This is a genomic window from Exiguobacterium sp. EF_C8, assembly GCF_054956715.1.
In genome coordinates, this window is the sequence record NZ_CM143264.1 from 1619118 (window position 1) to 1643294 (window position 24177).

Genomic DNA, 24177 nt, shown 5'->3' on the forward strand with positions numbered 1-24177 from the left:
ACGGATTACACCGTCTCCCTCACTTTCATTCATCGTTTACAAAGCGACACGGATTGCCAGTCCACATAAAATCGCTCCTAAGATACTGAGCAAGCTCCCGATGATGTAATATTCCGCAAAGCGGCGATCTTCAAACTGTTTAAAACGAGCCAATGCCTTCAAGGCAATGATGAAGCCAATGGCTCCAGTTGCATTCGTGACAACGAGCAGGGTGATGATTGCTCGTTCGACGAGACCGATATAACGTCCGATCCCGATTAATTCCGTCGTATAACTGCGCGCAGAATCTTCGACTTCGTGCGTGACGGTCCGCGAGATGCCATCTAATTGCTCTTTGCGTGTCACTTTCCGCTCGAAATGCGCTTCAATCAACCGCGGCGCGAATGGTGCGAGCATCAGGGCGATTCCGTGACCGAGTAACTCCGTCGTCACTAAACTAAAGCAAAGAATCCACAGGATCTGCTCCGGTCGTGCGAACGACAACGACCAATCGATCGGAACGAACACCCATGTCAAGGCGATGATGGCAACGATATGTAACGCTTGATCGATCCAGTACGCTGCTGCTTGTTTGACGCGGCGTTTGAGCGGGGAAGCATCGAGTAGGGCGTGAAACACGAGAATGCTGCCTCCAAGCCACCCGGCGATGTCGATGGTCAATTCCCGTTGGATGACGAAGAACGCAAGCACAAGTAGCATCAGAGCCGCATGAACGGCAAGATGTTGGAGTAAGATGCGTTGGTGTCGATGTTTCAGTTGCGCCATTCGTTTCGTCTGTAATGGAAAATCAGCAAGTAGATGGACAAGTAAAAGACTAAGTAAGACGGTCACCGAATCGCCTCCCAGACTTGGAATTGCTCCAGTGCCTGGGTCAAGGCAGCTTCAAGTCGCTTCCGTTGCTTACGCTGCGAGCGGGAGACGAGTTTTGCGACATTTACGCGGGCATCTTGTTCCTTGAAGCCCATCTTCAGTCCGATCTCTTCATACGTATCATCCGGATATCGATCCATCAACCGGTGCAGTTCAATCTGACGGTCCGTCTTCCCGAAGTAAGCCGGATACAGCATTTCGAGATAACCGTTCAGCAAGGCAGTCGGTAAGTAGGGCGGTCCAGCAAAGGCAATCCGCGATGGAAGCGTCTTCGCTAATTCCTGTGCTTCGAAAGCATGAATGATTGCACTACCATTGGCTTCTTCAGCCCGCGTCGTCGAAATCGTCTCATATTGACCAAATCCAATCCCGATGTAACCTGGCAACTCTTGATTCAATAAGTGCAGAATGACCGGATAACTAACCGGATAATCCGCGAATACCGCTAGTAAACTATCGCCGGATTTGATTTGAAACGGAACAATACTCAATGGAAATGCTGTATTCAAATCGTTCGCGAGTACACGAAGCGCTTGAAGTAACGCTTCTTTGCTCGGATAATCGCGGGAACCTTTGACATCAAACGACAAAGCAACAGCTTGCATGACGATTCCTCCTGTTCGTTTGTTACCACAATGATGGAAACATTTAATTTGTTACCGTTAAAAAGGTAACATTTGCAGTGTTACTGTTATTAGAGTAACAAAGAATAAGGAGGAAGACCAACAGGACGATAGACCGATTTTTAAATGGCAGGGGGGATAAATGGATTTGACTAAAATATCATTTTTTTATTTAGGTTAACATAACATATATTATCAATAGTTATAAGAATTTGTCTCATAATCAAGGTAAACTTAAGATAGTGAGACAAAACAAAAAAACACGGGATTAACCGTGTTTTCGACAATCATACGGACGTGTCCGTTCCAATCGATGAATCAAACGATCCAAGAATATATGATGGCGGCGTTCGAGTTGCGTGATCCGTTCAAGCGGCAACCACGCAAAATCAAAGAAATCACCGCAATCCTGACCGTCACCAGCAACACAATGCGTCCAGCGGTTCTCTTGGCATTCAATGTGCGCATGATAGAAATACGTGTAATGCACCCGCATTCGCTCCGGATAACGCATCTCTTCTTCGCCGATGTACTGGACGGATGCTAACGAGAGACCACTTTCCTCAAGCGTCTCACGGACAGCCGCTTCTTTTGCGATTTCAGCATCTTCGATCGTACCTGCAGGAATCTGCCAATCACTCTCAGGAGCCGATTGTGGATGAAAAACAAGTAGTTCCCATCCGTTAGGTTTTTCCCGAGTGATATAGATTGCTACTTTTTCGCGACGTCTGAATTTCATCTTCATCACCTCTCCAAGGTCGGCAGATTGCACAACAAGCAGCTAAAGGGACGGTCCCGTAGCTGCTTGATCAATTGACGCTATAAGCAAAGCTGCGGAGACGCGTGACCCGACGCTTGTTCGTGACGAATCGTGACCTGACTATTTCTTCTATTGTAGCCGTTATTGGTCAGTGTTTCAATTTGTAAACGATATTTCTCGCGATAAATCTCAAAATTCCGAGCATTCGTCTCAAAATTCCCTCTCCTGCCCTGCTAAATCTAAAAAAGCTCCCCCGCTATCCGGAGGAGCCTTATCTCATCGTGTATACCAGTCGAGCAATGGACCGAATTTCTCTTCATCATAGGCGAATGAACCGTTCGATAAGCGGTCGAGGAACGATAACGAACCGATTTGGATCGTTTTCTCCTGCTCTTTCCCGCTAAGGACCAATTCCTTTGCTTGCGTGACATCGATCAATGCTGCGACCCGGTGTGGTTTTGACTTCAAATCACGCAGTAATTGTAAGCCACGGAGCGCACGGCTCGAGACTTGGAACTGATCCGCGAGACGCATCTTCTTCAAGGCACCCCGTTGCGTCAAAAGAACGATCTGCGGCGCTTCCTTGAAGCCGATCGCACCCGCGACGACGTCCTGATCCTTCAGGTTGATCGCCTTGACACCGGCAGCCCGGACACCGACGACCGGGACGTCATCTTCCGTGAACCAGAGCCCGAAACCGTTCTGTGTCGCAAGGAAAAGATCCGTTTGACCCGTCGAGACCTGAGCGTACAAGACTTCGTCGTCTGCCTTCAGACGGACGCCTTGGAGTGGTTTTGACTTCCGCTGTGCATTGTAATCACTCAGTTTCGAGCGTTTGACCATCCCTTGACGGGTAACGAACAAGCAGTGATGGGCTTCATCGAACGAGCGGACGAGATCCGCTGAAAGAACCCGGTCACCCGGTTCGAGAGGGACGAGGTTCGCGACGTGTTGACCGCCATCTTTCCATTTCGTATCCGGCAATTGGTGGACCGGAATCAGCAAGTAGTTTCCGCGAACGGTCCAGACAATCAAGTGATCGGTCGTCATCGCTTGCCCTTGGAGCAACGGACGATCCTGTTCCTTCAAGTCCGGTAAGTCGTTCGAGGCACCGAATGAACGGAGTGATGAACGTTTGACGTAACCGTTCTTCGACAGGAAGACCATCGTTTCCTCGACAGCGATCATGACTTCCGTCTTCAGCTTCAGTTCTTCTACTTCCGCTTCGATCGTCGAGCGACGTTTGTCCGCGACTTGTTCTTTCAAGACCGTCAATTCCTTGATGATGAGACGATTACGTGTCTTTTCATCGTTGAGGATCTTCTCAAGACGAGCGATCTCCTTCTCGAGTTTCGACGCTTCTTCCTGCAACTCGACGATATCGGTATTCGTTAACCGGTAGAGTTGAAGCATGACGACGGCTTCCGCTTGACGGTCCGTGAAGTTGAACCGCGCAATCAGCTTGTCCTTCGCATCTGCTTTATTCGATGCAGAACGGATCAAGGCAAGTGTCTCATCGAGGACAGAGATCGCTGTCATCAAGGCGGAGACGACTTCCTGGCGGCGTTTCGCTTGCTCAAGATCAAATGCTGTCCGGCGGATGACGACTTCCTTGACGTGTGCGAGATACGCATCAAGCAACGTCAAGACGCCCATTTGCCGCGGTGTCCGCTCGTGGATCGCGACCATATTGTAGTTATAGGCAATTTGTAGATCCGTTTGTTTGAGATAGAAGTGTAAGACACCTTCCGCGTCCGCTTCCTTTTTCAACTCGATGACAACACGTAAACCATCGCGATCGGTCTCGTCACGAACTTCGGCAACACCTTCAACCTTTTTATCAAGACGGAGTTCTTCCATCCGTTTGACGAGGTTCGCTTTGTTGACCTCATACGGGAGCTCAGTGATAACGATTTGCTGGCGACCGCCCCGCAATGTCTCAATCGTTGAACGCGAACGGATGATAACTTTCCCACGTCCTGTCTCGAACGCCTTTTTGATGCCGTCAAGACCTTGAACGACGCCACCAGTCGGGAAATCAGGACCTTGCATGTGCGTCAATAAGTCATCGACGTTCTGAACCGTACCGGAGATTCGACCGATCGCAGCATCAAGGACTTCCCCCGCGTGGTGCGGTGGAATCTCGGTTGCGTAACCGGCGGAAATCCCCGTCGAACCGTTCATCAGCAGGTTCGGTAGTAGTGATGGTAAGACAAGCGGTTCCTCCGTCGTATCATCGAAGTTGAGCGTGTAATCGACAGTCTGTTTATTGATCCCGTCGAGAATGAGACTCGAGACTTTCGAAAGACGGGCTTCCGTATACCGCATCGCTGCCGCGCTATCGCCGTCGATTGATCCATTGTTTCCTTGCATATCGATCAACGGGTAACGGAGCTTCCACTCTTGGCTCAAGCGGACCATTGCTTCATAGACCGATGAGTCACCATGCGGGTGGTAGTTACCGATGACGACGCCGACTGTCTTCGCCGATTTTCGGTAAGCACGGTCGAACAGGTTTCCTTCCGTATGCATCGCATACAAGATCCGACGTTGTACTGGTTTCAGACCATCACGGGCATCCGGTAAGGCACGATCTTGAATGATATATTTCGAATAACGACCAAACCGGTCGCCGACGACTTGCTCGAGCGACAGGTTCAGGATGTTTTGTAGATTAGACATGTTCGTTCACACTCTCTTTCGTCACGTGCTCGTTCTCGATGATCGAGAGGTCTTCGGCGAGACCGAAGGCGACATTGTCCTCGATCCACGTCCGGCGGTGTCCGACGTTATCTCCCATCAGGACAGAGACGCGTTTTTCCGCTACGGCAGCATCGTCGATCGTAACCCGGATCAACGTCCGTGTCTCGGGATCCATCGTCGTTTCCCAGAGTTGCGGTGCGTTCATCTCCCCAAGTCCTTTGTAACGCTGGATCATATAACCTTTACCGAATTTCTTCGTTGTTTTCTTAAGGGTCTCTTCATCCCAGACGTATTCGAACTTCTCCGATTTGCCTTTCCCTTTTGAGACACGGTAGAGCGGTGGTAAAGCAACGAAGACCTTCCCAGCGTCAATCAATGGGCGCATGTAGCGGAAGAAGAAAGTCAGCAATAAGACTTGGATATGCGCGCCATCGGTATCGGCATCGGTCATGATGATGACTTTGTCGAAATTACAATCTGACAAGTCGAAATCAGCTCCGACACCGCCGCCAATCGCGTGAATGATCGTGTTGATTTCTTCATTCTTCATGATATCGGCAAGTTTCGCTTTCTCTGTGTTCAAGACCTTACCACGAAGTGGAAGGATCGCTTGGAACGTCCGGTTTCGTCCTTGTTTTGCAGAACCACCGGCAGAATCACCCTCAACGAGGAACAATTCATTCTTGTCCGCGTTTTTTGAAGCCGCAGGTGTTAGTTTTCCGTTCAAGATGCTCGAACGTTTTTTCTTTTTCCCGTTTCGTGCTTCTTCGCGCGCTTTCCGTGCCGCTTCCCGGGCTTGCGCAGCGCGAATTGCTTTTTTGATTAACAGTGTCGCCGTTTGCGGGTTTTCCTCCAAGTATGTCGAGAGACGACGACTGATGACAGCGTCACAGCTCGTCCGCGCTTCCGGTGAACCGAGTTTCGACTTCGTTTGTCCTTCGAACTGAAGGAATTCTTCCGGAATTCGGATCGAGACGATCATCGTCAACCCTTCGCGGATATCATTTCCGTCAAGGTTCTTATCCTTTTCCTTCAAAAGCGTGTTTTTCCGGGCATATTCATTCATGACCCGTGTCATTGCTGTTTTTGCCCCGACTTCATGTGTGCCGCCGTCGCGTGTCCGGACGTTGTTGACGAACGAAAGGACGTTTTCCGAGTACGCATCCGTGAACTGGAAGGCGATATCGACTTCGATCTCGTTTTCCGTTCCTTCGAATGCAACTGTCGGATGAAGCGTGTCTTTATCATCGTTCAAGTACTGGACGAATTCGCTGACACCGTCTTGGTACTGGAAGATGTCCTGTTTGTCGGACCGTTCGTCCGTCAACGTAATCTTCAGACCTTTTAGCAAGAAGGCTGATTCGCGTAAGCGTTCCGCAAGCGTATCGTAGTTGTATGTCAACGTACTGAAGATCGAGCCATCTGGTTTAAAGTAGACGCTCGTTCCTTTTTGGCGCGTCGTACCCGTTTCAAGCAACGTCGTCTTCGGAATCCCGCCGTTTTCAAACGTTTGCTCATATTGTTTCCCGTCACGGAAGATCGTTACTTTCAAATCCGTTGATAAGGCGTTAACGACCGACGCCCCGACACCGTGTAAGCCACCGGACGTCTTATATCCACCTTGACCGAACTTACCACCGGCGTGAAGGACCGTGAAGATGACTTCAGCAGTCGGTTTTCCCGATGCATGCATCCCCGTCGGCATCCCACGTCCATGGTCACGGACCGTGATTGCATTATCTTTATGGATCGTGACATCAATTTGTTCCCCGAATCCTGCGAGTGCTTCATCGATCGCGTTATCAACGATCTCGTAGACGAGATGGTGAAGTCCACGGTGATCGGTAGAACCGATATACATACCTGGGCGCTTCCGGACTGCTTCGAGTCCTTCGAGCACCTGTATGGCATCATCATTGTAGTTATTTAAGTCTGTCGCCATTCATTTCACCTCAAAATTCAAAATTACGACGTCGTTTTTACAAACGTTCGTTCGTTATTTCAAGTAGTCTGTCTCTAATTGTAGGCATCTTCTTGCTTCCTGACAAGCATAACCTGTAATGGGCATGAAAAAAGACACCTTCACGAACGGGTGAAGATGCCTAAAGTCGTGCGATGACTTACAGGTATTGATGCTCGATTTTGATGCAACGATTCTCAATATATGGAATGCCAGCGCCGAGCGCCAGGCTCTCTGCTTCGACACTTGAGAGACCAAGTTGATTCCAAATCATCCCGACGTCACCGTGAGCGACAGCATCTTTCGCGACATCCGCCAAAAACTCAGACCGACGGAAAACGTCAACGATATCGATGTGTCCTGGAATGCTTGCAACACTTGGATAGACTTTTTGACCGTTCCATTCGTTTAACGTTGGATTGACCGGAATGACTTCGTACCCGTGTTGAACCAAGTAGTCAGCAATCCAGTTCGCCGTCTTCCCAGAATCACTTGAGACACCGACGACCGCAATTCGTTTCGCATCCTTCAAATACTGACGTGCTTCTTGATCGGTAATCATTTAGAACTCCCCCTTATGAAAATAACTCTTACCTAACAGTCTATACCCGAACCAAGATGAAGTATGCGAAATCAAGCACGTTTTCGACGTTTTTCAGAAATCGTCTTGAAATCAAATGAGTCGACCAATGACCCACCAGACGTCTTCTCGATGCAACTGAGAGCGAAATTGACTATTCATTCTTTTTTATCGTTTTAGGTTACATAATACTATTATTGTTATTAAATAGTCTCTACAACCCTTAAACCCCTAAAAATAAGTTAAATTCTCACGTGCATCGAGTTGACCAACGACCCGTCTAGCACCTTGTCGATGCAACTGAGCGCTCCCTGTCTGACAATTTAACATTGCGTGAAATAACTATTTCACGCAAACAAGTGTCTGACGTACCAACGTTTGGTATACTACTACTAGAGGGGTGATTGTCGGATGAGTTTATTTAAAAACCTAGGAAAAACAATACATAAAACGACCGTTTCGGCTACAGCATCAGCGATTCCCGGTTATGAGCGGATGCCACGCTTCATTCAGTCCTATTTAGATCAGTTAGCAGCCAAACATTTCTCATTAGCAACGATGCGTCGGTACGTCTATGACTATGAAGCGTTCTTCCAATTCGTCGCTGCGGCGTCAGGTGAAGAGGTAACAGCGCGAGATATTCCGCTTGAAGCATTCGTCGAGATCGATGCAGCAGGAATCGAAGCCTACGCCGAATACCTTGCCTTAACGAAACAAAATGCACCGAGCGTCATCAACCGGAAGTTATCAGCGTTACAGTCACTGTTTCGTTATTTGGTCGATACCGGTCAGTTGTCGGAAAACCCGGTCGCCAAAGTCAATCGACCGAAACAAGCCAAACGGGAACCGGTTTATCTGACAAAACGCGAATGGGACGAATTGATTCAGTTATTACCGTCAAACGTTGAGATGAATGCCCGTGAAGCGTCGCATTATGAACGGGATCGTGTCCGCGACGTGACGTTATTCCAATTACTTGGCTATAGCGGGATGCGTTTAAGTGAGATGACGCAACTCGTCTGGAACGATGTCGATTTCCACGAAAATACGCTCCGCGTCATCGGGAAAGGCAATAAAGAACGATTGATTCCACTTGCGAAACCAGCACGAATTGCCTTACGCAAATACGCGATCCATTATCAGATGCCAACGAGCGGCGCCGTACCTGTCTTCCAAAAACACGGGAAACCACTCAGCCCACGGGCAGTCCAGCATATTTTGCAGCGGCACACGGAACGACTGAAGCCAGTTCTCCCCTTTTTAGAGCGCAAAAAAATTACGCCACATAAACTACGGCATACGTTTGCGACACGACTTGCGACCGGCGGGGTCGACGTCCTGACGATCCAGCAGTTACTCGGTCACGAATCCGTCGCAACGACGCAGGTCTATGCCCATATCGGTGATTCGGAGAAAAAACGCGCCGTCGATTTATTTGATGGTGAACGATAATAATATTATGTTAACTAAAGGAGGGATCTCATGAATTACGGGCTCAGTGAACGTAAAATCAAACAGATGTCTGATGCCTATGCCTTTCGACGGGGAAAGAAGTATGTCGCTGCCCGAAAGGTTACGTTACACAATTACCGGATGGGTGACGAGCTAATTGAAGCGAGCGTAGACGGTGAGGAACGATTCACGGTGACGGTCCGCGTCAAGGCGCACGGTGTCGACGCTGGCTGTAACTGTCCGTCGCTTGCGATGGATACGTCATTTTGTGGACATATCGTCGCTGTTTTGCTGGCGATGCATCATGTGCAGGCACACGGCACACCAACACCGCTCTCGCCGCAAATCCGCCCTTTTACGGCAATTCAAGTCGACGACGCAGGCGCGCGCAACTATTTACGCAGTCTCACACCCGATCGTCGGGTGGCGATTCATTTCGAACTGACTGGACCCGTCGTGACGCTCAAACGATTGACGGATAAACAGCAGCATCAACTGTCCCTGCCCTACTTCGATCGTTTGCTTGGACAGACAAAGTATTTGCAGCGGGTTGCGGATGTTTCGTTCAGTCCTGATTTACAGGAACGGATCGTTTCCGGTACGCCGATCGTTAAGCTCCATCTCGATCGAACGGCTCAGAAAGTTGAAGTCCGCGTGTCGTTTGATTATCAAGGGATTCAGCTGAATCCGCTCGATGAGACGATTTACGTTGGACGGGATCAAGTAACGGAGCAAAGTGTCTTACGCTATTTACGTGAATTCCAAGCGACACCATCGAATTCGCACTATGTCATCACCAGTGACGCCGCGCAGTATGCTTTTTTACGGAGTCTGCTTGACGAACGGGTTGCGCTCGGTCAACTGGAGTTATTTGCAACGCAAGCCATCCGAACGACGTTACCAAAAGGACCCTTTCATCCGCGGATCGAAGTCGACGTGACAGACCGCCTCGACTGGCTTGTGTTCAACTTTTCGATGGATGGAATTCCGGAAGACGAGCTGAAACGTGTCCTGAAGTCGCTCATCTTACAAAAACGCTATCACCGCTTGAAATCCGGACAGTTCGTATCTTTAGAGGCACGGGCCTTTCAGCAGTTGCAACGGGTTCTCGCCCAGATGGAAGCGAGTGAACGCGACTTACGCGACGGGCGACTCGTCTTACCTGCCGTCCGGAACATGAAGCATCTGATCGGTGCCTCCATCCTGCATCTCCATGCCGATTTGCTCGAGAAATGGTTCGAATTGAAATCCGGACAAGGATTCCGGCTCGACTTGCCGAATTCGTTAGAGTCACAACTCTATCCGTATCAACGGACGGGCATTCAATTTCTAAAGAATTTGGACGCGCACCGATGTCACGGCATCTTGGCCGATGAGATGGGGCTTGGAAAGACAATTCAAGCGATTGGTTATGTAGCAACGATTTCGGATAGTCGTGCACTGATCGTCGCACCAGCATCACTGCTCCGCAACTGGGAGGCGGAACTGAAGCGCTTTTTACCCGGTCGACCGGTTCATGTCGTGACGGGTTCTCAAACTAGCCGACTTTCCGAACTGGAGTACTTGGCTGAAAACACAGTGACGATTGTCTCCTATACGACGCTTCGGACCGACGTCCGTCGCCACCCTGTATATGACGTCGTTTTCTTTGATGAAGCACAGCACTTGAAGAATCCGCAGTCACAAACGGTCAGTCAACTGCGACATCTGCAAGCAAAACGCCGGTTCGCCTTGACAGGAACACCACTTGAGAATCGACCGCGCGATATCTGGTCGATCTTCCATGTCTTGTTTCCGGAATTACTGCCGGATCTAGCGACGTTTGAGAAATGGTCGTTTGATGACATGCAACAATTCATTCAACCATTTTTATTACGGCGTGAGAAAAAAGATGTCTTACAGGACTTACCAAAGAAGCAGATCGAGCATCATTATGTCGAGCTCGGACCGAATCAAAAACGGTTATATGCGTCGTATCTCGCCAAATTGCAACTCGAGACGCTGCAGCATTTAGACGAAACGAAACGTGAAGATCGTTTGAAGTTACTGGCGGGCTTAACGCGGTTGCGGCAAATTTGTAACGATCCGGGATTATTCGTCGAGGGGTACACAGGGGAAGCAACGAAACGAACGCGTCTGCTCTCACTGATTGCAGAAAAACGAGCAGCCGGAAAACGGATCTTGATCTTCTCACAGTATACGCAAATGCTCGAGCGCATTCGTTCGGATCTCGCGCAACGTCACCTCCCCCACTTCCTATTGACGGGTGAGACACCGCTCGAAGACCGGGTCGCGTTATGCGACCGGTTCAATGACGGTGAAGTCGATCTCTTCTTGATTTCGCTGAAAGCTGGCGGAACGGGACTCAACCTCGCCTCCGCTGATACCGTCATCCTGTTTGACAGCTGGTGGAATCCGGCCGTCGAACAACAGGCAGCCGATCGCGCCCATCGACTTGGACAACAGTCTGACGTGACGGTCATCAAATTGCTGACACGCGGAACGATCGAAGAGAAGATGACGGAATTACAAGATCGAAAAGCCAAAATGGTCGATGCCGTCCTGACGGCTCCAGACAGTGACGCCTTGACCGTCAAGGAACTCGTTCATCTCGTAACGACAAAGGAGGAACAACGGTGATCCTTGATCTCCTGCTTGGTTATCTCATCGGTAGTATTTTAGGTGGTACGCTCTTTAAGTACATTAGTCGTACCGATTTGGCAAAGGTCGGTTCCGGAAACATCGGTGCCCGCAATGCCCATCGTGCCGGTGGGCTTCCGGCTTTTTTATTCGTTTATCTGTTTGATGCCGCGAAGACAGTCTTTGCGTTGCAGATCACTGACACGTTTTATCCGGTCGCCCTCGCCGTGCTCATCGGTCACTTGTTTCCATTGTTTCACCCACGACGCGGCGGTAAAGGGTACGCTGTATTTTCCGGAATCGTCTTCGCTATCACGCCATGGGCATATCTTGCCGGATTAGGCATACTCGGTTTGTCTTATCTCGTAACGAAAGATAGTGTCAAAGCGGGGCTTATTCCGGTCGTTTTACTTCCGTTACTACCCGTCTTCTTAGACGCAGGGTCAGTCAATATCTTGTGTACCGTTGCCGTAAGTCTACTTGTCCTGTGGGCTCATGATGCACTCCACAAGCCAGCCATTACATAAGGAGGACGTCTCCATGATCGACTTTTCCATTGCAACTGCGGACGACGCGGAAGCAATCCATGAATTGAACTACCTCACCTTTACAGAAGAGATTCCGCAACATCAACCGAACATCGAACGGAAACGAATTGATCGATTCCATGATCAGAACACTTACTTGATCGGTAAGGAAGACGATCGACTCGTCGCGATGATCGCCATTCGAAAGCATCGTCCCTTTTCGCTTGAGGAAAAGGGCGTGACGCTAGAAGAGACACTGACGGACCCAGCGGAAATCCGCTTACTTAGCGTTCGTCCCGAATACCGCAATAGTCGTACGTTCATGCAATTGATGCGCTTTTTAATGGTCTACCTCGAGCGGGAGACGATTGATCACGTCTATATCAGTGGTACGACGCGGGAAGCAAAACTATACGCGCGATTCGGCTTTACACCAATTGCAGCTACGCTTGGTAGTGGTGACGCCCAGTTTGTACCGATGTTGTTGTCGCGCGCAACATACGAACGATCCGTCATTGCGGATGTCTTACGTCCCCTGCATTTTCTAGCCGGTCCGGTCGAGGTTGCGCCGACGGTCCGTCAAGCGGCGCAACAAGCACCGCGTCCACACCGGACGGCCTCGATGCGGCAGCTCGATCAAGATTTACGTGGCCGAATGTGTCAGTTGCTGGATTTGCCACATGTCTCGATGGCCGTCGGCAGCGGTACGCTCGCCAATGATATTGTCGCGCAACAACTCACTGGACATGGATTGATCCTGAACGGCGGCGAGTTCGGTCAACGCTTGATTGATCACGCGGCACGTGCCGGCAAGTCCTTTGATGTCCATACGCTTCCCCTCGGTCACCCGATCGACTTGAAGCAACTCGCTCATCAATTGAGGCAAACGGCATACAACTGGATCTGGTTGACGCATTGTGAGACGTCAACGGGTGTTCTCTATGATCTTGATGCAGTAAAAGTGCTGTTAGATCAACGAACCGCACTCGTCGTCGATGCGATCAGCGCTGTTGGAACCGGACATTTCTCATACGATGGCTGCACTTTCGTCACGACTGTTTCCGGGAAAGCGATTGGTGGTTTACCGGGTCTTGCGTTCATTGGTCACGCAGATCGCGTCCTACCTTCTCTCTGTATTCCCCGTTATCTGGATTTAGGACTCTACGCAGAAGGGGTTGCCTTTTCCGGCTCGTCGAACCTGTTGCTTGCCTGTCAGGCAGCGCTTGATGACCTCGATCTTAATCAAGCAGCAATCAAGATGACCTATCTCGAACAAGCCGTCCGCGCAACTGGATTCCAACTCCTCGCACAACAAGAAGCACAAGCGCCGGGAATACTGACGATCGTTCATCCGTCCGCAACTGATTTAGGCGACGCTCTGCGTATTCAGGGGTATCACGTCCAGTACGAAAGCGACTATCTCGTTTACAATCAGTGGCTTCAAATTTCGACGATGGGACAGACGACGATACGACAAATTGGACGTCTCGTTCGTGTTTTAGTTCGTGAAAATCAACGAATCATCATAAAGAATGAAAAAAACGAAAGACCTCTCAACCCCTGATTTCAAGCGGTTTGGAGGTCTTTCGACTTCAAAAAGATAAAAAAAGAGGTTTATGGATTTAAAACATAGGGGTATAAACTCATTAGCACCGCATCAAACCGGTGACTTACTCACACATGTTTCTCAATATCAGCGTAATGACCTGGGAGAGAAATGCAAAGTCACGAAAGCGTCAGATTCATGAGAGTCTGAAACCGATTGTCTTAGCATGATTCATATTGTTCAGGATTCGTCCTGCTCCTACATTCATTACCTTTTGAGGGCTATACCAAATTCAAGGGGGAAATGAACATGTCAGTTAATTTAACAGCCGAAAAACGCGAGGTACGTCCACGCTCACTCCGTAAACAATTGCGTCATGAAGGAAAAGCTCTTGGCGTCGTGTATGGTTACAAAGTGGAAAGTACACCAATCGCATTTGAAGAAAAAGAATTGCTTAAAATCGTCCGGGAAAACGGTGAAAACGTCTTGATTTCACTCAAACTCGACGGTAAAAATATTAACGTCTTGATCAATCGCCGTGATATGGATGTCTTCACCCCAACAGTCGATCACGTTGAATTCATCGCCGTGAAAATGGATGAAGAAACAGAAGTCGAAGCAGACGTTGTACTCGTTGGCGAAGCAGCCGGTGCAAAAGTTGGCGGCTTCCTATCACAAACACTCTTTAAAGTAACAGTCGCCGCTACACCAGATAAATTACCAGAGAACGTCGAAGTCGACGTCACGAACCTCGAAATCGGCGATTCGATTTCTGTAGCCGATCTTCCAGAACAAAAAGATTTCCGCATCGTTACAGAAGGCGACATTCAAGTCGCAGCTGTCGTCGAATCGACACTCGAGCAGGATCTTGAAGAAATCGAGGAAGCAGAGGCACAAGCAGAAGCTGGCGAAGACAACGAAGCGGAAGCAACAGAAGCATCTTCAGAAGAAACAGCTGAAGAGAACGAAGACAACAAATAAGTCGTTTAACGATACGCCCTTTGCGGCGTATCGTTTTTTTGTGTCTTGACAACAGACGCTGGATTGCCTAAAGTGAACAGCGTATCACCTATTACCATATCCACTAGGGGAGCCCAATTGGCTGAGACGATTCACTTCGGACCCTTCGAACCTGATCTAGTTCATACTAGCGTAGGAAAGTGGAGCGATCACATCCAATGACTCCTGCTGCGCGCAGTTTTTCTGAGGACCGCTCTCTTTTTTACGGAGGGCGGTCTTTTTTGGCGTCTCCCCCATTCAAAGGAGGACGTATCTAATGCAACACTGGAAAATGAAAGAAATCATGGTCATGATGATGCTCGCCGTCGCTTGCGGCGTCATCTATCTTGGTTGGTCAACACTCTGGTTACCGATCTCAGCGATCTTCGGTCCTGTCGGTGCCAACTGGATGTTTGGCATCTGGATCATTGCGAGTCCGCTCGTCGCAGCAATCATTCAAAAGCCAGGTGCCGCTTTAATTGCGGAAGTCGTCGCGGCAGCCGTCGAACTGTTCACAGGTAGTCATTTTGGTTTATCCGCTCTTCTGATCGGAGTCTGCCAAGGACTTGGTGCGGAACTCGTCTTCGCGATGACGCGTTACCGTCGTTATGACACATGGACCTTGATGTTATCGGGTGTCGGAGCCGCGATTGGTAGCATCGTTTATAGTCTAATCGCGAACGGATTCGGTTACTACACAACGACGACGTTGCTTGCGACAACTGGCTTACAATTGATCAGCGGCGCATTACTCGGTGGCTTGCTTGCAGCCATTCTCGTCCGTCGCCTTGTTGCGACTGGTATCTTGAACGGGTTTGCGGCAGGACGTGCGAAACGAGAAATCGCATGATTACTGTCGACGACCTCAGCATCCGCTATCCCGGTCAGATGAAATCGGTGCTCAATCATGTATCGCTGACGATTGAGCAAGGGACGACCCTTCTGCTCGGACGAAGTGGGAGTGGCAAGACGACATTACTTCATGCCCTTGCCGGACTGACACCGGAAACGATTGAAGTCGAACAGACTGGTACCGTTACCCGGTCCGGTTCGGTCGGAATCTTGTTTCAAAATCCAGAAGAACAGTTCTGCATGGAGACGATCGGACGCGAAATCGCTTTTAGTTTAGAAAATCGCTCGATTCCGCACGTGGAGATGGATGAACGAATTGAACGCTTACTCGCACTCGTCGGTCTCCCCCTTCCCTTCTCGACACCGATCGCGAGTCTATCCGGTGGAATGAAACAGCGTCTCGCGCTCGCAGCGGTCCTAGCACTTGAGCCGACGATCTTATTACTCGATGAACCAACGGCTCAGATTGATCCAATCGGACAACACGAGCTGATGGCGTTGATTTTTCGGATTCAAAAAGAACACGATTTAACGATCGTCTTGATCGAACACCAACTCGATGTCTGTTTGTCGTACGTCGACCAGGTCGTCTTGCTTGAGGACGGATCGATTACTGCGACAGCAGATCCACGGGATCTGTTCCCCCAGGATTACAAAGAGCTTCAAACGAAAGGTATTGCCGTTCCCTCTTTGTATCCGTATACGTTAGAGACGTTACCCATAGATGGACCGCAAGCGGCGCGACTTCATGTGCCTTCCACCGTCGCTACAGCTGGTCGCTCTTTGTTACACGTCGCTGCATTATCGACGAAAGCACCATATCCGCTGACCGATGCGACATTTTCCCTGCAGACAGGAGAATGGGTGATGCTGCTTGGGGCAAATGGATCCGGGAAAAGTACATTGCTTGCGACACTCGGGCGGTTGCTTCCCAATCGTGGAACGTATCAGCTCCAGGGACGTCCGGCTCATCGTTACTCCCGGCGTCGCTTTTATGAGCACGTTGGCTATGTCTTTCAACAACCGGATCTGCAGTTTCTTAAGCTGACGGTCGAAGCGGAAATCGACTGGAGCCACCGGGCAGCGACGAACGTTAAGCGCGCGGCGTTGCTCGAACGGCTGGAACTGACATCTGTCAAACAGCAGTCACCACTTGCTCTTAGTACGGGACAACAACGACGGCTCAGCGTCGCAACGATGCTCGGACAAACGAAAGACTTATTGTTGCTCGATGAACCGACCTTCGGACAAGATGGATTGACGACACGACGCTTAATGGAACAGTTACAGATGGAACAACAGAACGGTACGACACTCGTCATGGCGACGCATGATATGGAGCTCGTCGCCCGGTATGCGGATCGTGTCCTCGTCATGGAGCAAGGACGGATTGCTTTTGACGGTCGCCCAAGCGAGTTATTCGCTGACGTTCCATTACTCGAGCGCTGTCAGCTACAACGTCCACTTTCGTACCAATTCCAGGAGGTGAAACGTGATGCAAACGAACGTGTCCCCGTTCGCTAAACTCAATCCCGTCATTAAAGGAAGCGGATTGTTTTTGATCATGTTTGCCTTGATTGCAACGAATGACTGGGTCAAAACGTTAGTATTCCTGAGTTTTGCTATCGCACTGCTACTCTTCTCCGGATGGGGTCCTTTTGATTTCTTGAAGCGACTTGCGCCGTATAGTCTATTATTCTTATTGACGTTCTGGATGATGGCGGCTTTCGGCAAAGGAACGAATACTCTTTGGTCGTTTGGTTGGTTTCATGTCACGTTGGAAAGCGTCGCGCACGGCTGGTTACTTGCCTTACGGATGGCAACGTTCGTCTGCCTGAGCCTCGCTTTCGTCACGACGACCGACGCGACCCGTTTCGTAATGAGCTTGATCCATCAGGCGAAGTTATCACCCCGCTTTGCTTACGGGTTCCTTGCCGGGATTCGCTTTCTGCCGCAACTGGTCGAAGAAGTCCGCGTTTTGCGACAAGTCCGGATGATTCGCAATGTGTACAGTCGCTTTCCTGGTGATGGATTTCTTTCAATCGGCTTACCGCTCTTCTCACGGTCGATCCAGCGGGCAGAACGGATGGCGATTGCTCTCGAAGCCCGTCACTTTTCAGCAGAGCGAACGTATTACGAGGTACCGGTCGTTCAGCGTCAGGATATTATTTATCTCGTGATCATCCTCCTATTCATCAGTCTTGTCTTTTGGCTATGATTACCGCCACCCGTATCCGGGTACACTCTAGCAAGACAGATTGAAGGAGAACGACATGAAACGTATCCTCTTGATTGGTGCAGGTCACGCTCACCTGCATTGCATTACACACGGAACAACAGAAGACGTCGAGTGGCTGGTCCTGAACGCCTCGACGTACCAATATTACTCGGGCATGTACTCTGGACTTGCTGACGGAACATACGACATGGATGAGATGCGTATTGACGTCGCCGCCTTATGTCGTGCCTATGATAAACCATTCATCGAGGAGACCGTCATCAAAATCGACCCTGTTGAAAAGGTCGTCTTCGCTGCATCCGGCAGACGTTACACCTATGACGTCGTCTCAACGAATATCGGCTCATTCGACTGGTCGGAAGATACGACGCGATTATCGATTAAACCGAACTACCGGTTACCGGATACATTAAAGCGACTGCAACAAGCAAAGCGTCCGGTCGTGATGGGGAGCGGAGCAGCTGCCGTCGAGATGGCGGTGTCCTTGAAAGCGGCGGGTGTACCGATCACATTGATCTCGGATCCAGATATCCTTTCTCGTCATCCGGCAGCGGAAGCCATTACGAGACGGTTAAAAGAACTCGAAGTGTACTGGATCCGGGAACGTCCTATAGATGACGAACTACCACTCCGCTTTACGCATCATCCACCAATCGAGTCAGATGCAATCGTCCGCTTGACGGGTGCCAAAGCTCCGGCATTGTTTGCAGACAGCAATCTCTTCACCGAAGACGGATTTTTACTCGTCAATGAACAGTTACAAGCGCTCGATCATCCAAGTTTGTTTGCTGCGGGTGACGCGGCGACCCTCGTCGCCTACCCCGACATTCCGAAGAATGGTGTCACAGCTGTCCGACAAGCGCCAATTTTGCTTACGAACCTTTTACGATACCTCCAGGAAGAAGCACTGCAAACCTATCGTCCGCAAATGAACTATCTGACGATTTTATCGATGGGACCGCGTCATGCGGTTTCCCTATATGGTCGTCATTATTCGACGCACCCGTTCGGTTGGTACCTGAAGCGCTGGATCGATCAACGGTTCATGCGGAAGTATCGCTCATAAAAGTGTGCGCCGGCGCACGCTTTTTCTGTACACAAAAACAAGCCATGGACGCGTGTCCATGGCTTGTTGGATTAGACGGTTTCATTTCCTTTAACGTACGTCAGTAATGTCTCGTTGAACTTCTCTTGTTCGTCAAGCAACATCCCGTGTCCACTCTCTTCGAAGACTTCGAGTCGTGCATGTGGGATTTCTTTTTGCATTTCTTCCGCAAACTCGAACGGACAGACTTGGTCTTTTTTACCGTGGATGATCAACGTATCGACTTTGATGTTTTCGAGTTTTCCACGTAAGTCTTCGTCACGCAAGGCGATTGCTGACTGAATCGTTCCGTGGGATGAAGCGGCGATGCTAAGACCATGGAACCATTGTTGCAGCGGTTCTGGATGTTCCTTCGCAAAGAAGATTTCACCGAATCCTTTGAGCATCGACGGACGATCCTGTTTCGTATCGGCAATCAACGCATCGACTTCTTCTTTCGTCATCCCATATGGGTAACCGTCACGTTGCGTAAAGACTGGTGCCGCAGCTCCAGCTAGAACAAGCTTACTGACTTTTGAATCCCCATATTGCAAGAGATAGGACAAGGCGATCCCTCCTCCCATCGAGAAGCCAAGCAACGTGACATTCGTTAATTTGAGCTGTTCGATGACTTCATTGACATCGGACGCCATCGTCTTATAGTCGTATCCCGTTGCCGGTGCATCTGATTTGCCATAACCACGATAATCGATTCCGACGTAACGGTACCCTTCTTCGACGAGCAGATTCTTTTGATACTCGAACATGTTGTTGTTTGCTGGCCAGCCGTGTAAAAAGACGACCGGTTGACCCGATCCGACATCCTCAACGTAAATCTTCGTGCCATCAACTGCTTGAATGAATGTACCCATCATAAAACCCCCATAGTAATAGATTGACCATGCATGCATCTATTATTCCCGAGTCGAGGGATGTCAAACATCTTGATGTTGAAACGTTATAGAAAATTCTGTCTATTATAGAAAATATGGTAAAATACAGACAATCGTATAGAGGAGGTTTTTCATGAGACGCTATATACATACTGGTATTCTCGCAGGAGCAGTTCTTCTTGCCGGATGCGGAAAAGAACAATACTTAGATCTTACATATGATGCTAATTACTGGGGCGGTATCTCGACTACCTTTGATGGTCAAGAGATACCGGATCTCCCGAAAAAACAAACGGCGGCTTTGTTGAAGGCTTGTCAGCAAAAACCTGACATGACGCGCTTGCCTGATCGATATGTGCAACACGAAGGATTTGATTTATACTTCCTGCCTCCGAGTGTCCAAGGGCGCGAGTTCCAACACGTCCGTTTCCTGTCAGACGAAAAAAAGGACTATTTGGCGTGTCAGCCGATTCGCCACGCGGATTATGCGATCCACCAAATCAAGCGCAGTGATTACCCATTCGTCGATTGGTCGAACCAACCGCTTAAAGCTAAATCGACAGACGTTCGCTTTAAGCCTGTCCCAAAAGAAGTGACGGATCAACAAAAACAAGAAAATGAAGAAAGTAAAGACACGAAAGGACTTGGTCGTTACCTTTTCCCATCGTATCAATTGTCCTTACCACCGGAAGGACAATTCGTTCTCTTCATGAAAGACAAAAATAAGGATAAAGAACAAACACTTTTTGAGACGACCGAGTCCCGAGCCGGTTCCGAATTGAATTTAGCTTTTCGTGTCATTCCGAATAGTGGTTTGCAGCACACATCGATCGAACTCATGACCAGTGGTGATCGTATCGGAATTCCATCCGTCATTCAAGACCATGTAATGGGGCAATCGTATCAAATCAAGCGAAAACAACTTCCTGCTACGCTTTCAATGGGACAGACGGTTCCTTTTGCGACTGTTTGGAAGAAAGAAGGAGGCAAAATCGTTCAAGAAACATCGCTATATATGCGTCTCAATCAGACCTACAAAAAACCTGCGAATTACAAATATGGCTTTCTTGATGCATCACCAACCACATATGTCGGCTACATTCACGACTCACCAAAGCAGCTCGTCGATAACGATTTTAAATTCATCTCGGCCATTCCAGATAAACTAGCAAAAAAAATGGCTCAAGAATTAAAAGAGACCGATGTGATGGAGCCACAAGGAACAAAGCTGAAACAGAAAAAATTGACCTTGATCCGCAAAGGAAAAAGTCAAACGTTCGAACTATTCGAACGCAAACGAGCTAAAAAGCTTGAAATCTATGTTGTCAAACTGGGATCAAAGAAAGGTGCGAAGCTGTCAGGTACGACAAGTGAAGCACTTAGTGAGGTGCTCAATCAATGAATAAACGTTACTGGATCGGACTAACACTTGGAGCGACGCTAGCATTAAGCGGTTGCCAAAGTGACGCCCCGAATTTTAAATGGGATTACTTATCACAAATGTATGATGGAGGGCAATTCAACGAAAAAGAATCTCGCACTTTGTCAGCTAAAGAGCGAACCGTCATCCAAAAAACATGCGCATCTAAAGCGAGCGATGCGCCCGTCAATTACGCTGTCGGTAACATCTATTCCGTCATGATGACGAATCCGTTCGAAGATTATGATAGTCAAACCGTTCGTTACGTGAAAGCTGGGAAAAAGACGTATTTATATTGTCAGACATCGTCTAAAGATGGGTATTATCCGTTACCAAAGAAAGAAGACATCTTCAAGAAGACTACTCTGACTCCACAACGGAAGAACTTTAGCATGAAGCCTGTTGTATTAAAAAAAGACGACTGGTTCAATCCTGATGAGAAAATCGCAGACCATTTTGCTCGAAAATTAGAACTTCCAGGATCAGGTTACCTCGTCATCGAGGCAACGGATGTCACAAAAAAAGATGCACGGACGACGACTTTCGCATACGCGAATTCTCTGACACCGTTCACCCGTGATGTCAATCTCTATCTCGTCTACAATCAACAATACGATTCGACATACGACGTTTCGATTCGTATACCGCAGTTGTATGGTGGACGCCGTGCGGAACACCCGATCCATTCAATGAAACAACCAGGAAAGGTCCGATTCGTTCCGGGTGACGGCACGCCGGAGCATTATGGAACGGTCATCGCAACGGAGAAAAACGGACGCGAATTCCGCTACGAATTATCGATTCGCCATACGATGCAACAACCGACTGAACTCCAAGTCCAAGGACCGGATCGAACAACAGACGACGACGTTGCGGAAAACCAAAACGAGACACTGTTCCATCAAAAACAGTTTTCGCATATCCGTTTTGAAGAAGATGATCGAGGAAATCATTTTTCGGAAAAAGATATTGATTGGGAAAACATGATCATGATGACAAGTGATGAATCCGGGAAATTAAAAAAAGCGATCAAGACGAGTGAACAGGCTGATGTGCGGGGCAAGAGGGCGAAGTGGAAATACTTGACGTTCCGAAAAGGCGTGACTGGTCAACAGTACGAAGTCTATCTTGATAAACGCGTCAAAAAGACTGACATCTACTTAAAGGATCCAAAGCGTGACGTGTCGATTCACTTATCAGCAACGGGTCGTGACATCATCCTCCCTTTATTCGAGCAGTATGAAAAATGAATTATGTCATGAAGACGAAGTGTTGTAGTAAATAAATCAAGGAACACCAGAAGATGAAGGCGATCCCCTCTCGCAACCACTCTTTACGTGTCAACGGTTCACGTAAGAAGGAGACGCAAGCAAACAGTAAGACGAAGAAGTAGAGATAAATGAAGCCACCGCTCGTCAAGAAACCGAAGAGCAGGATCATACCACCGAGGACGGATAGGCTAGAGACGACAGGTTTACGATAGACCATACGATGCCACCTCGTTTCATCTAGTTTGTTAGAATATACCCAGATTACGGTAAAACAATCTAATGTATTATTACACACAAGACCCCCGAGAAGAATCCTCTCAGGGGTCTTGTATTTATTCTGTTGCAGCGCTATGGTCGGCGACGATCGCATATTCCGTGACGGTATTCGACGTCACGAGCGGTTTGACTTCGGACGTTCCGTTATCTCGTTTATGGTGAACCCCTTTATACGCTTGACTCTCCTGCCATGCATGAAACGCCGCTTGATTCGACCATGTCGTCATGATCGTGACGATGTCTTCTTCTTCCTGACTAATGTCGACGAGGACTTGCATCCGGTGGAACCCCTCCATCCGTTCGATTCCCTTCGTCGTCTTAAAACGCGCTGCGACTTGATCTGCTGCGCCCTTCACGACGTGTAGCTGATTCATGACGATCCACATGTTCTTTTCCCCCTTTTTTTCGTCTTCAGTATACTAAAAGTCACGGGTCATAGAAAACGCAGATGCGTTTTCGCTTAATGACGTCAAGCGTTGGATCGTCTCTTTTCCATCCATACGCGTCGCGATCATTTCGAAGTAGAGCGAATGCGGGAAGGCGTCCGGTAACGGTTGGATGGTATGGAAACGTTCCTGACCCGCGACGGTTAACGAGCGCTGCATCGGACGTAATGGTACTTCCCCATCAGCCGTCATCTTATACGGCTCGAACCGAATCGTTTTCATTTGTTTTGAGCCATTCATGCCGTAGGCGACGAGATACCGACCTTCCGGTGTCGCAAGTAACCGTCCCTCGAACCAATCCGCCTCCGTCGTCTGCTTGGTGCGAATGATTCGATCGATCCGTTGTGCCTCATCATTTTGTTGCAGGAGCAGAAACAAGCGATCATGTTTTGCTTCAAGATATGCGACGGCATAATGTTCAGACAATCGTTCGACGAAGTAGACATCACGCGCTTCGATCGATGTGTTCGTCATCTGTTTATATAACTTCGTGACCGTTTTTGCAGTGAAGGAAGGGGTCTCTGGACGCTGGTACATTCCCGTCAATGCTCCGAGTACTAATCCAATAACTAAAATAAAAAGAAGTCGGCGTTTCATCGGTCGACCTGCTTGACGAGCAGGTGATAGCTAGCACCCGGAGGATAATCATCGATTCGCCCGACTTCGATGAATCCCTGTCGTTCATAAAACGAGAGCGCTTGAAATGAAAAGGTCTCGACACGGATTCGGTCGATTCCTGCTTCTCGTGCCCATGTTTCTAATCGATGAAATAACGTCGTGCCAAGTCCACTTCCCCGCTCCTCCTCGACGACAAAGAACCATTCAATATGTAACCAGCCCCAATACGCATCTCCTGTGATGCCACCGATCGGTTGATCGTTTCGCTTCGCAAGCAGAGTGACGGCTTGTGTTCCATTTGACCGTTTTATGGCATGAAACGGCGAAGTCTCGACGTTATAGCGTCGCACCTGTTGTCTGATCCAGTCTTGTCCGTCTTCATTTTCATTGAGTTGAAATTGCAGCATATCCGGACTCC

The 24177-nt window shown here is 49.0% G+C and carries 22 protein-coding genes and 1 riboswitch; of the genes, 11 read left to right on the forward strand and 11 right to left on the reverse strand.

Annotated features, from left to right (window positions below; all coding sequences use genetic code 11):
* Positions 1-36: 36 nt before the first annotated feature.
* The 6 genes from ACY2IG_RS08650 to ACY2IG_RS08675 form a co-directional block, all read right to left on the reverse strand.
* Positions 37-831, reverse strand: coding sequence for a DUF3307 domain-containing protein (locus ACY2IG_RS08650; protein WP_308101547.1), 795 nt, complete (start codon positions 829-831; stop codon positions 37-39).
* Positions 828-1475 (reverse strand): hypothetical protein, encoded by a 648-nt coding sequence (locus ACY2IG_RS08655; protein WP_035407956.1) that lies wholly within the window; start codon positions 1473-1475, stop codon positions 828-830. Before ACY2IG_RS08655 ends, ACY2IG_RS08650 begins: the two co-directional genes overlap by 4 nt.
* Positions 1476-1761: 286 nt before the next feature.
* Entirely contained in the window at positions 1762-2232 is a 471-nt protein-coding gene (locus ACY2IG_RS08660) for an NUDIX domain-containing protein (protein ID WP_230088538.1), read from the reverse strand.
* A 297-nt stretch (positions 2233-2529) separates the two neighbouring features.
* Positions 2530-4935: a DNA topoisomerase IV subunit A gene (parC, locus tag ACY2IG_RS08665; RefSeq protein ID WP_462617726.1), complete on the reverse strand. Its 2406-nt coding sequence runs from the start codon at positions 4933-4935 to the stop codon at positions 2530-2532.
* The gene (gene parE / locus ACY2IG_RS08670) at positions 4928-6898 is read right to left on the reverse strand and encodes a DNA topoisomerase IV subunit B (RefSeq protein WP_035407952.1); all 1971 of its coding nucleotides are present in this window, start codon (positions 6896-6898) and stop codon (positions 4928-4930) included. The genes parC and parE overlap by 8 nt, the downstream gene beginning before the upstream one ends.
* Positions 6899-7076: 178 nt before the next feature.
* Positions 7077-7478 (reverse strand): CoA-binding protein, encoded by a 402-nt coding sequence (locus tag ACY2IG_RS08675; protein WP_035407950.1) that lies wholly within the window; start codon positions 7476-7478, stop codon positions 7077-7079.
* 429 nt (positions 7479-7907) lie between these two features.
* On the opposite strand from ACY2IG_RS08675, the gene ACY2IG_RS08680 reads away from it, so the two are divergent.
* The 9 genes from ACY2IG_RS08680 to ACY2IG_RS08720 all read left to right on the forward strand — a co-directional run bounded on the left by ACY2IG_RS08680 (position 7908) and on the right by ACY2IG_RS08720 (position 18817).
* Positions 7908-8948 (forward strand): tyrosine-type recombinase/integrase, encoded by a 1041-nt coding sequence (locus ACY2IG_RS08680; RefSeq protein ID WP_462617727.1) that lies wholly within the window; start codon positions 7908-7910, stop codon positions 8946-8948.
* Between the two features lie 30 nt (positions 8949-8978).
* Positions 8979-11588 carry a DEAD/DEAH box helicase gene (locus tag ACY2IG_RS08685; RefSeq protein WP_462617728.1) on the forward strand — a complete coding sequence of 870 codons (2610 nt, stop codon included), beginning with the start codon at positions 8979-8981 and terminating at the stop codon, positions 11586-11588.
* Positions 11585-12115 (forward strand): glycerol-3-phosphate acyltransferase, encoded by a 531-nt coding sequence (locus tag ACY2IG_RS08690; RefSeq protein ID WP_462617729.1) that lies wholly within the window; start codon positions 11585-11587, stop codon positions 12113-12115. Before ACY2IG_RS08685 ends, ACY2IG_RS08690 begins: the two co-directional genes overlap by 4 nt.
* 13 nt (positions 12116-12128) lie before the next feature.
* A complete protein-coding gene (locus tag ACY2IG_RS08695) occupies positions 12129-13679 on the forward strand; it encodes a GNAT family N-acetyltransferase (protein ID WP_462617730.1) in 1551 nt (516 codons plus the stop codon).
* A 291-nt stretch (positions 13680-13970) separates the two neighbouring features.
* A complete protein-coding gene (locus tag ACY2IG_RS08700; protein ID WP_214728666.1) occupies positions 13971-14642 on the forward strand; it encodes a 50S ribosomal protein L25/general stress protein Ctc in 672 nt (223 codons plus the stop codon).
* A 95-nt stretch (positions 14643-14737) separates the two neighbouring features.
* A riboswitch (TPP riboswitch) is annotated at positions 14738-14837 on the forward strand.
* A 100-nt stretch (positions 14838-14937) separates the two neighbouring features.
* Positions 14938-15510: an ECF transporter S component gene (locus ACY2IG_RS08705; protein WP_462617731.1), complete on the forward strand. Its 573-nt coding sequence runs from the start codon at positions 14938-14940 to the stop codon at positions 15508-15510.
* Positions 15507-17036, forward strand: a complete 1530-nt coding sequence (locus ACY2IG_RS08710; RefSeq protein ID WP_462617732.1) for an ABC transporter ATP-binding protein — start codon at positions 15507-15509, stop codon at positions 17034-17036. Before ACY2IG_RS08705 ends, ACY2IG_RS08710 begins: the two co-directional genes overlap by 4 nt.
* A complete protein-coding gene (locus ACY2IG_RS08715; RefSeq protein WP_462617733.1) occupies positions 17008-17730 on the forward strand; it encodes an energy-coupling factor transporter transmembrane component T family protein in 723 nt (240 codons plus the stop codon). The genes ACY2IG_RS08710 and ACY2IG_RS08715 overlap by 29 nt, the downstream gene beginning before the upstream one ends.
* A 55-nt stretch (positions 17731-17785) precedes the next feature.
* Entirely contained in the window at positions 17786-18817 is a 1032-nt protein-coding gene (locus tag ACY2IG_RS08720) for an NAD(P)/FAD-dependent oxidoreductase (protein ID WP_462617734.1), read from the forward strand.
* A 71-nt stretch (positions 18818-18888) separates the two neighbouring features.
* On the opposite strand, the gene ACY2IG_RS08725 is transcribed toward ACY2IG_RS08720, so the two are convergent.
* Positions 18889-19707: an alpha/beta fold hydrolase gene (locus tag ACY2IG_RS08725; RefSeq protein WP_308101556.1), complete on the reverse strand. Its 819-nt coding sequence runs from the start codon at positions 19705-19707 to the stop codon at positions 18889-18891.
* Positions 19708-19861: 154 nt separating this feature from the next.
* On the opposite strand from ACY2IG_RS08725, the gene ACY2IG_RS08730 reads away from it, so the two are divergent.
* Positions 19862-21130, forward strand: coding sequence for a hypothetical protein (locus ACY2IG_RS08730; RefSeq protein WP_462617735.1), 1269 nt, complete (start codon positions 19862-19864; stop codon positions 21128-21130).
* A complete protein-coding gene (locus ACY2IG_RS08735; RefSeq protein WP_462617736.1) occupies positions 21127-22398 on the forward strand; it encodes a hypothetical protein in 1272 nt (423 codons plus the stop codon). Before ACY2IG_RS08730 ends, ACY2IG_RS08735 begins: the two co-directional genes overlap by 4 nt.
* 1 nt (position 22399) lies before the next feature.
* On the opposite strand, the gene ACY2IG_RS08740 is transcribed toward ACY2IG_RS08735, so the two are convergent.
* The 4 genes from ACY2IG_RS08740 to ACY2IG_RS08755 all read right to left on the reverse strand — a co-directional run bounded on the left by ACY2IG_RS08740 (position 22400) and on the right by ACY2IG_RS08755 (position 24166).
* Positions 22400-22636, reverse strand: coding sequence for a hypothetical protein (locus ACY2IG_RS08740; RefSeq protein ID WP_035407893.1), 237 nt, complete (start codon positions 22634-22636; stop codon positions 22400-22402).
* 115 nt (positions 22637-22751) lie between these two features.
* Positions 22752-23081 (reverse strand): antibiotic biosynthesis monooxygenase, encoded by a 330-nt coding sequence (locus ACY2IG_RS08745; protein ID WP_035407890.1) that lies wholly within the window; start codon positions 23079-23081, stop codon positions 22752-22754.
* 33 nt (positions 23082-23114) lie between these two features.
* Positions 23115-23738 (reverse strand): hypothetical protein, encoded by a 624-nt coding sequence (locus ACY2IG_RS08750; RefSeq protein ID WP_035407887.1) that lies wholly within the window; start codon positions 23736-23738, stop codon positions 23115-23117.
* A complete protein-coding gene (locus ACY2IG_RS08755) occupies positions 23735-24166 on the reverse strand; it encodes a GNAT family N-acetyltransferase (protein ID WP_462617737.1) in 432 nt (143 codons plus the stop codon). The genes ACY2IG_RS08750 and ACY2IG_RS08755 overlap by 4 nt, the downstream gene beginning before the upstream one ends.
* Between the last annotated feature and the right edge of the window lie 11 nt (positions 24167-24177).

Bases quoted from the DNA above. Each gene is read 5' to 3' on its own strand.
- ACY2IG_RS08655 (WP_035407956.1), bottom strand. From the start codon at position 1,475: ATGCAAGCTGTTGCTTTGTCGTTTGATGTCAAAGGTTCCCGCGATTAT.
- ACY2IG_RS08660 (WP_230088538.1), bottom strand. From the start codon at position 2,232: ATGAAATTCAGACGTCGCGAAAAAGTAGCAATCTATATCACTCGGGAA.
- parC (WP_462617726.1), bottom strand. From the start codon at position 4,935: ATGTCTAATCTACAAAACATCCTGAACCTGTCGCTCGAGCAAGTCGTC.
- parE (WP_035407952.1), bottom strand. From the start codon at position 6,898: ATGGCGACAGACTTAAATAACTACAATGATGATGCCATACAGGTGCTC.
- ACY2IG_RS08675 (WP_035407950.1), bottom strand. From the start codon at position 7,478: ATGATTACCGATCAAGAAGCACGTCAGTATTTGAAGGATGCGAAACGA.
- ACY2IG_RS08680 (WP_462617727.1), top strand. From the start codon at position 7,908: ATGAGTTTATTTAAAAACCTAGGAAAAACAATACATAAAACGACCGTT.
- ACY2IG_RS08685 (WP_462617728.1), top strand. From the start codon at position 8,979: ATGAATTACGGGCTCAGTGAACGTAAAATCAAACAGATGTCTGATGCC.
- ACY2IG_RS08695 (WP_462617730.1), top strand. From the start codon at position 12,129: ATGATCGACTTTTCCATTGCAACTGCGGACGACGCGGAAGCAATCCAT.
- ACY2IG_RS08700 (WP_214728666.1), top strand. From the start codon at position 13,971: ATGTCAGTTAATTTAACAGCCGAAAAACGCGAGGTACGTCCACGCTCA.
- ACY2IG_RS08705 (WP_462617731.1), top strand. From the start codon at position 14,938: ATGCAACACTGGAAAATGAAAGAAATCATGGTCATGATGATGCTCGCC.
- ACY2IG_RS08710 (WP_462617732.1), top strand. From the start codon at position 15,507: ATGATTACTGTCGACGACCTCAGCATCCGCTATCCCGGTCAGATGAAA.
- ACY2IG_RS08715 (WP_462617733.1), top strand. From the start codon at position 17,008: ATGCAAACGAACGTGTCCCCGTTCGCTAAACTCAATCCCGTCATTAAA.
- ACY2IG_RS08720 (WP_462617734.1), top strand. From the start codon at position 17,786: ATGAAACGTATCCTCTTGATTGGTGCAGGTCACGCTCACCTGCATTGC.
- ACY2IG_RS08725 (WP_308101556.1), bottom strand. From the start codon at position 19,707: ATGGGTACATTCATTCAAGCAGTTGATGGCACGAAGATTTACGTTGAG.
- ACY2IG_RS08730 (WP_462617735.1), top strand. From the start codon at position 19,862: ATGAGACGCTATATACATACTGGTATTCTCGCAGGAGCAGTTCTTCTT.
- ACY2IG_RS08735 (WP_462617736.1), top strand. From the start codon at position 21,127: ATGAATAAACGTTACTGGATCGGACTAACACTTGGAGCGACGCTAGCA.
- ACY2IG_RS08740 (WP_035407893.1), bottom strand. From the start codon at position 22,636: ATGGTCTATCGTAAACCTGTCGTCTCTAGCCTATCCGTCCTCGGTGGT.
- ACY2IG_RS08745 (WP_035407890.1), bottom strand. From the start codon at position 23,081: ATGTGGATCGTCATGAATCAGCTACACGTCGTGAAGGGCGCAGCAGAT.
- ACY2IG_RS08750 (WP_035407887.1), bottom strand. From the start codon at position 23,738: ATGAAACGCCGACTTCTTTTTATTTTAGTTATTGGATTAGTACTCGGA.
- ACY2IG_RS08755 (WP_462617737.1), bottom strand. From the start codon at position 24,166: ATGCTGCAATTTCAACTCAATGAAAATGAAGACGGACAAGACTGGATC.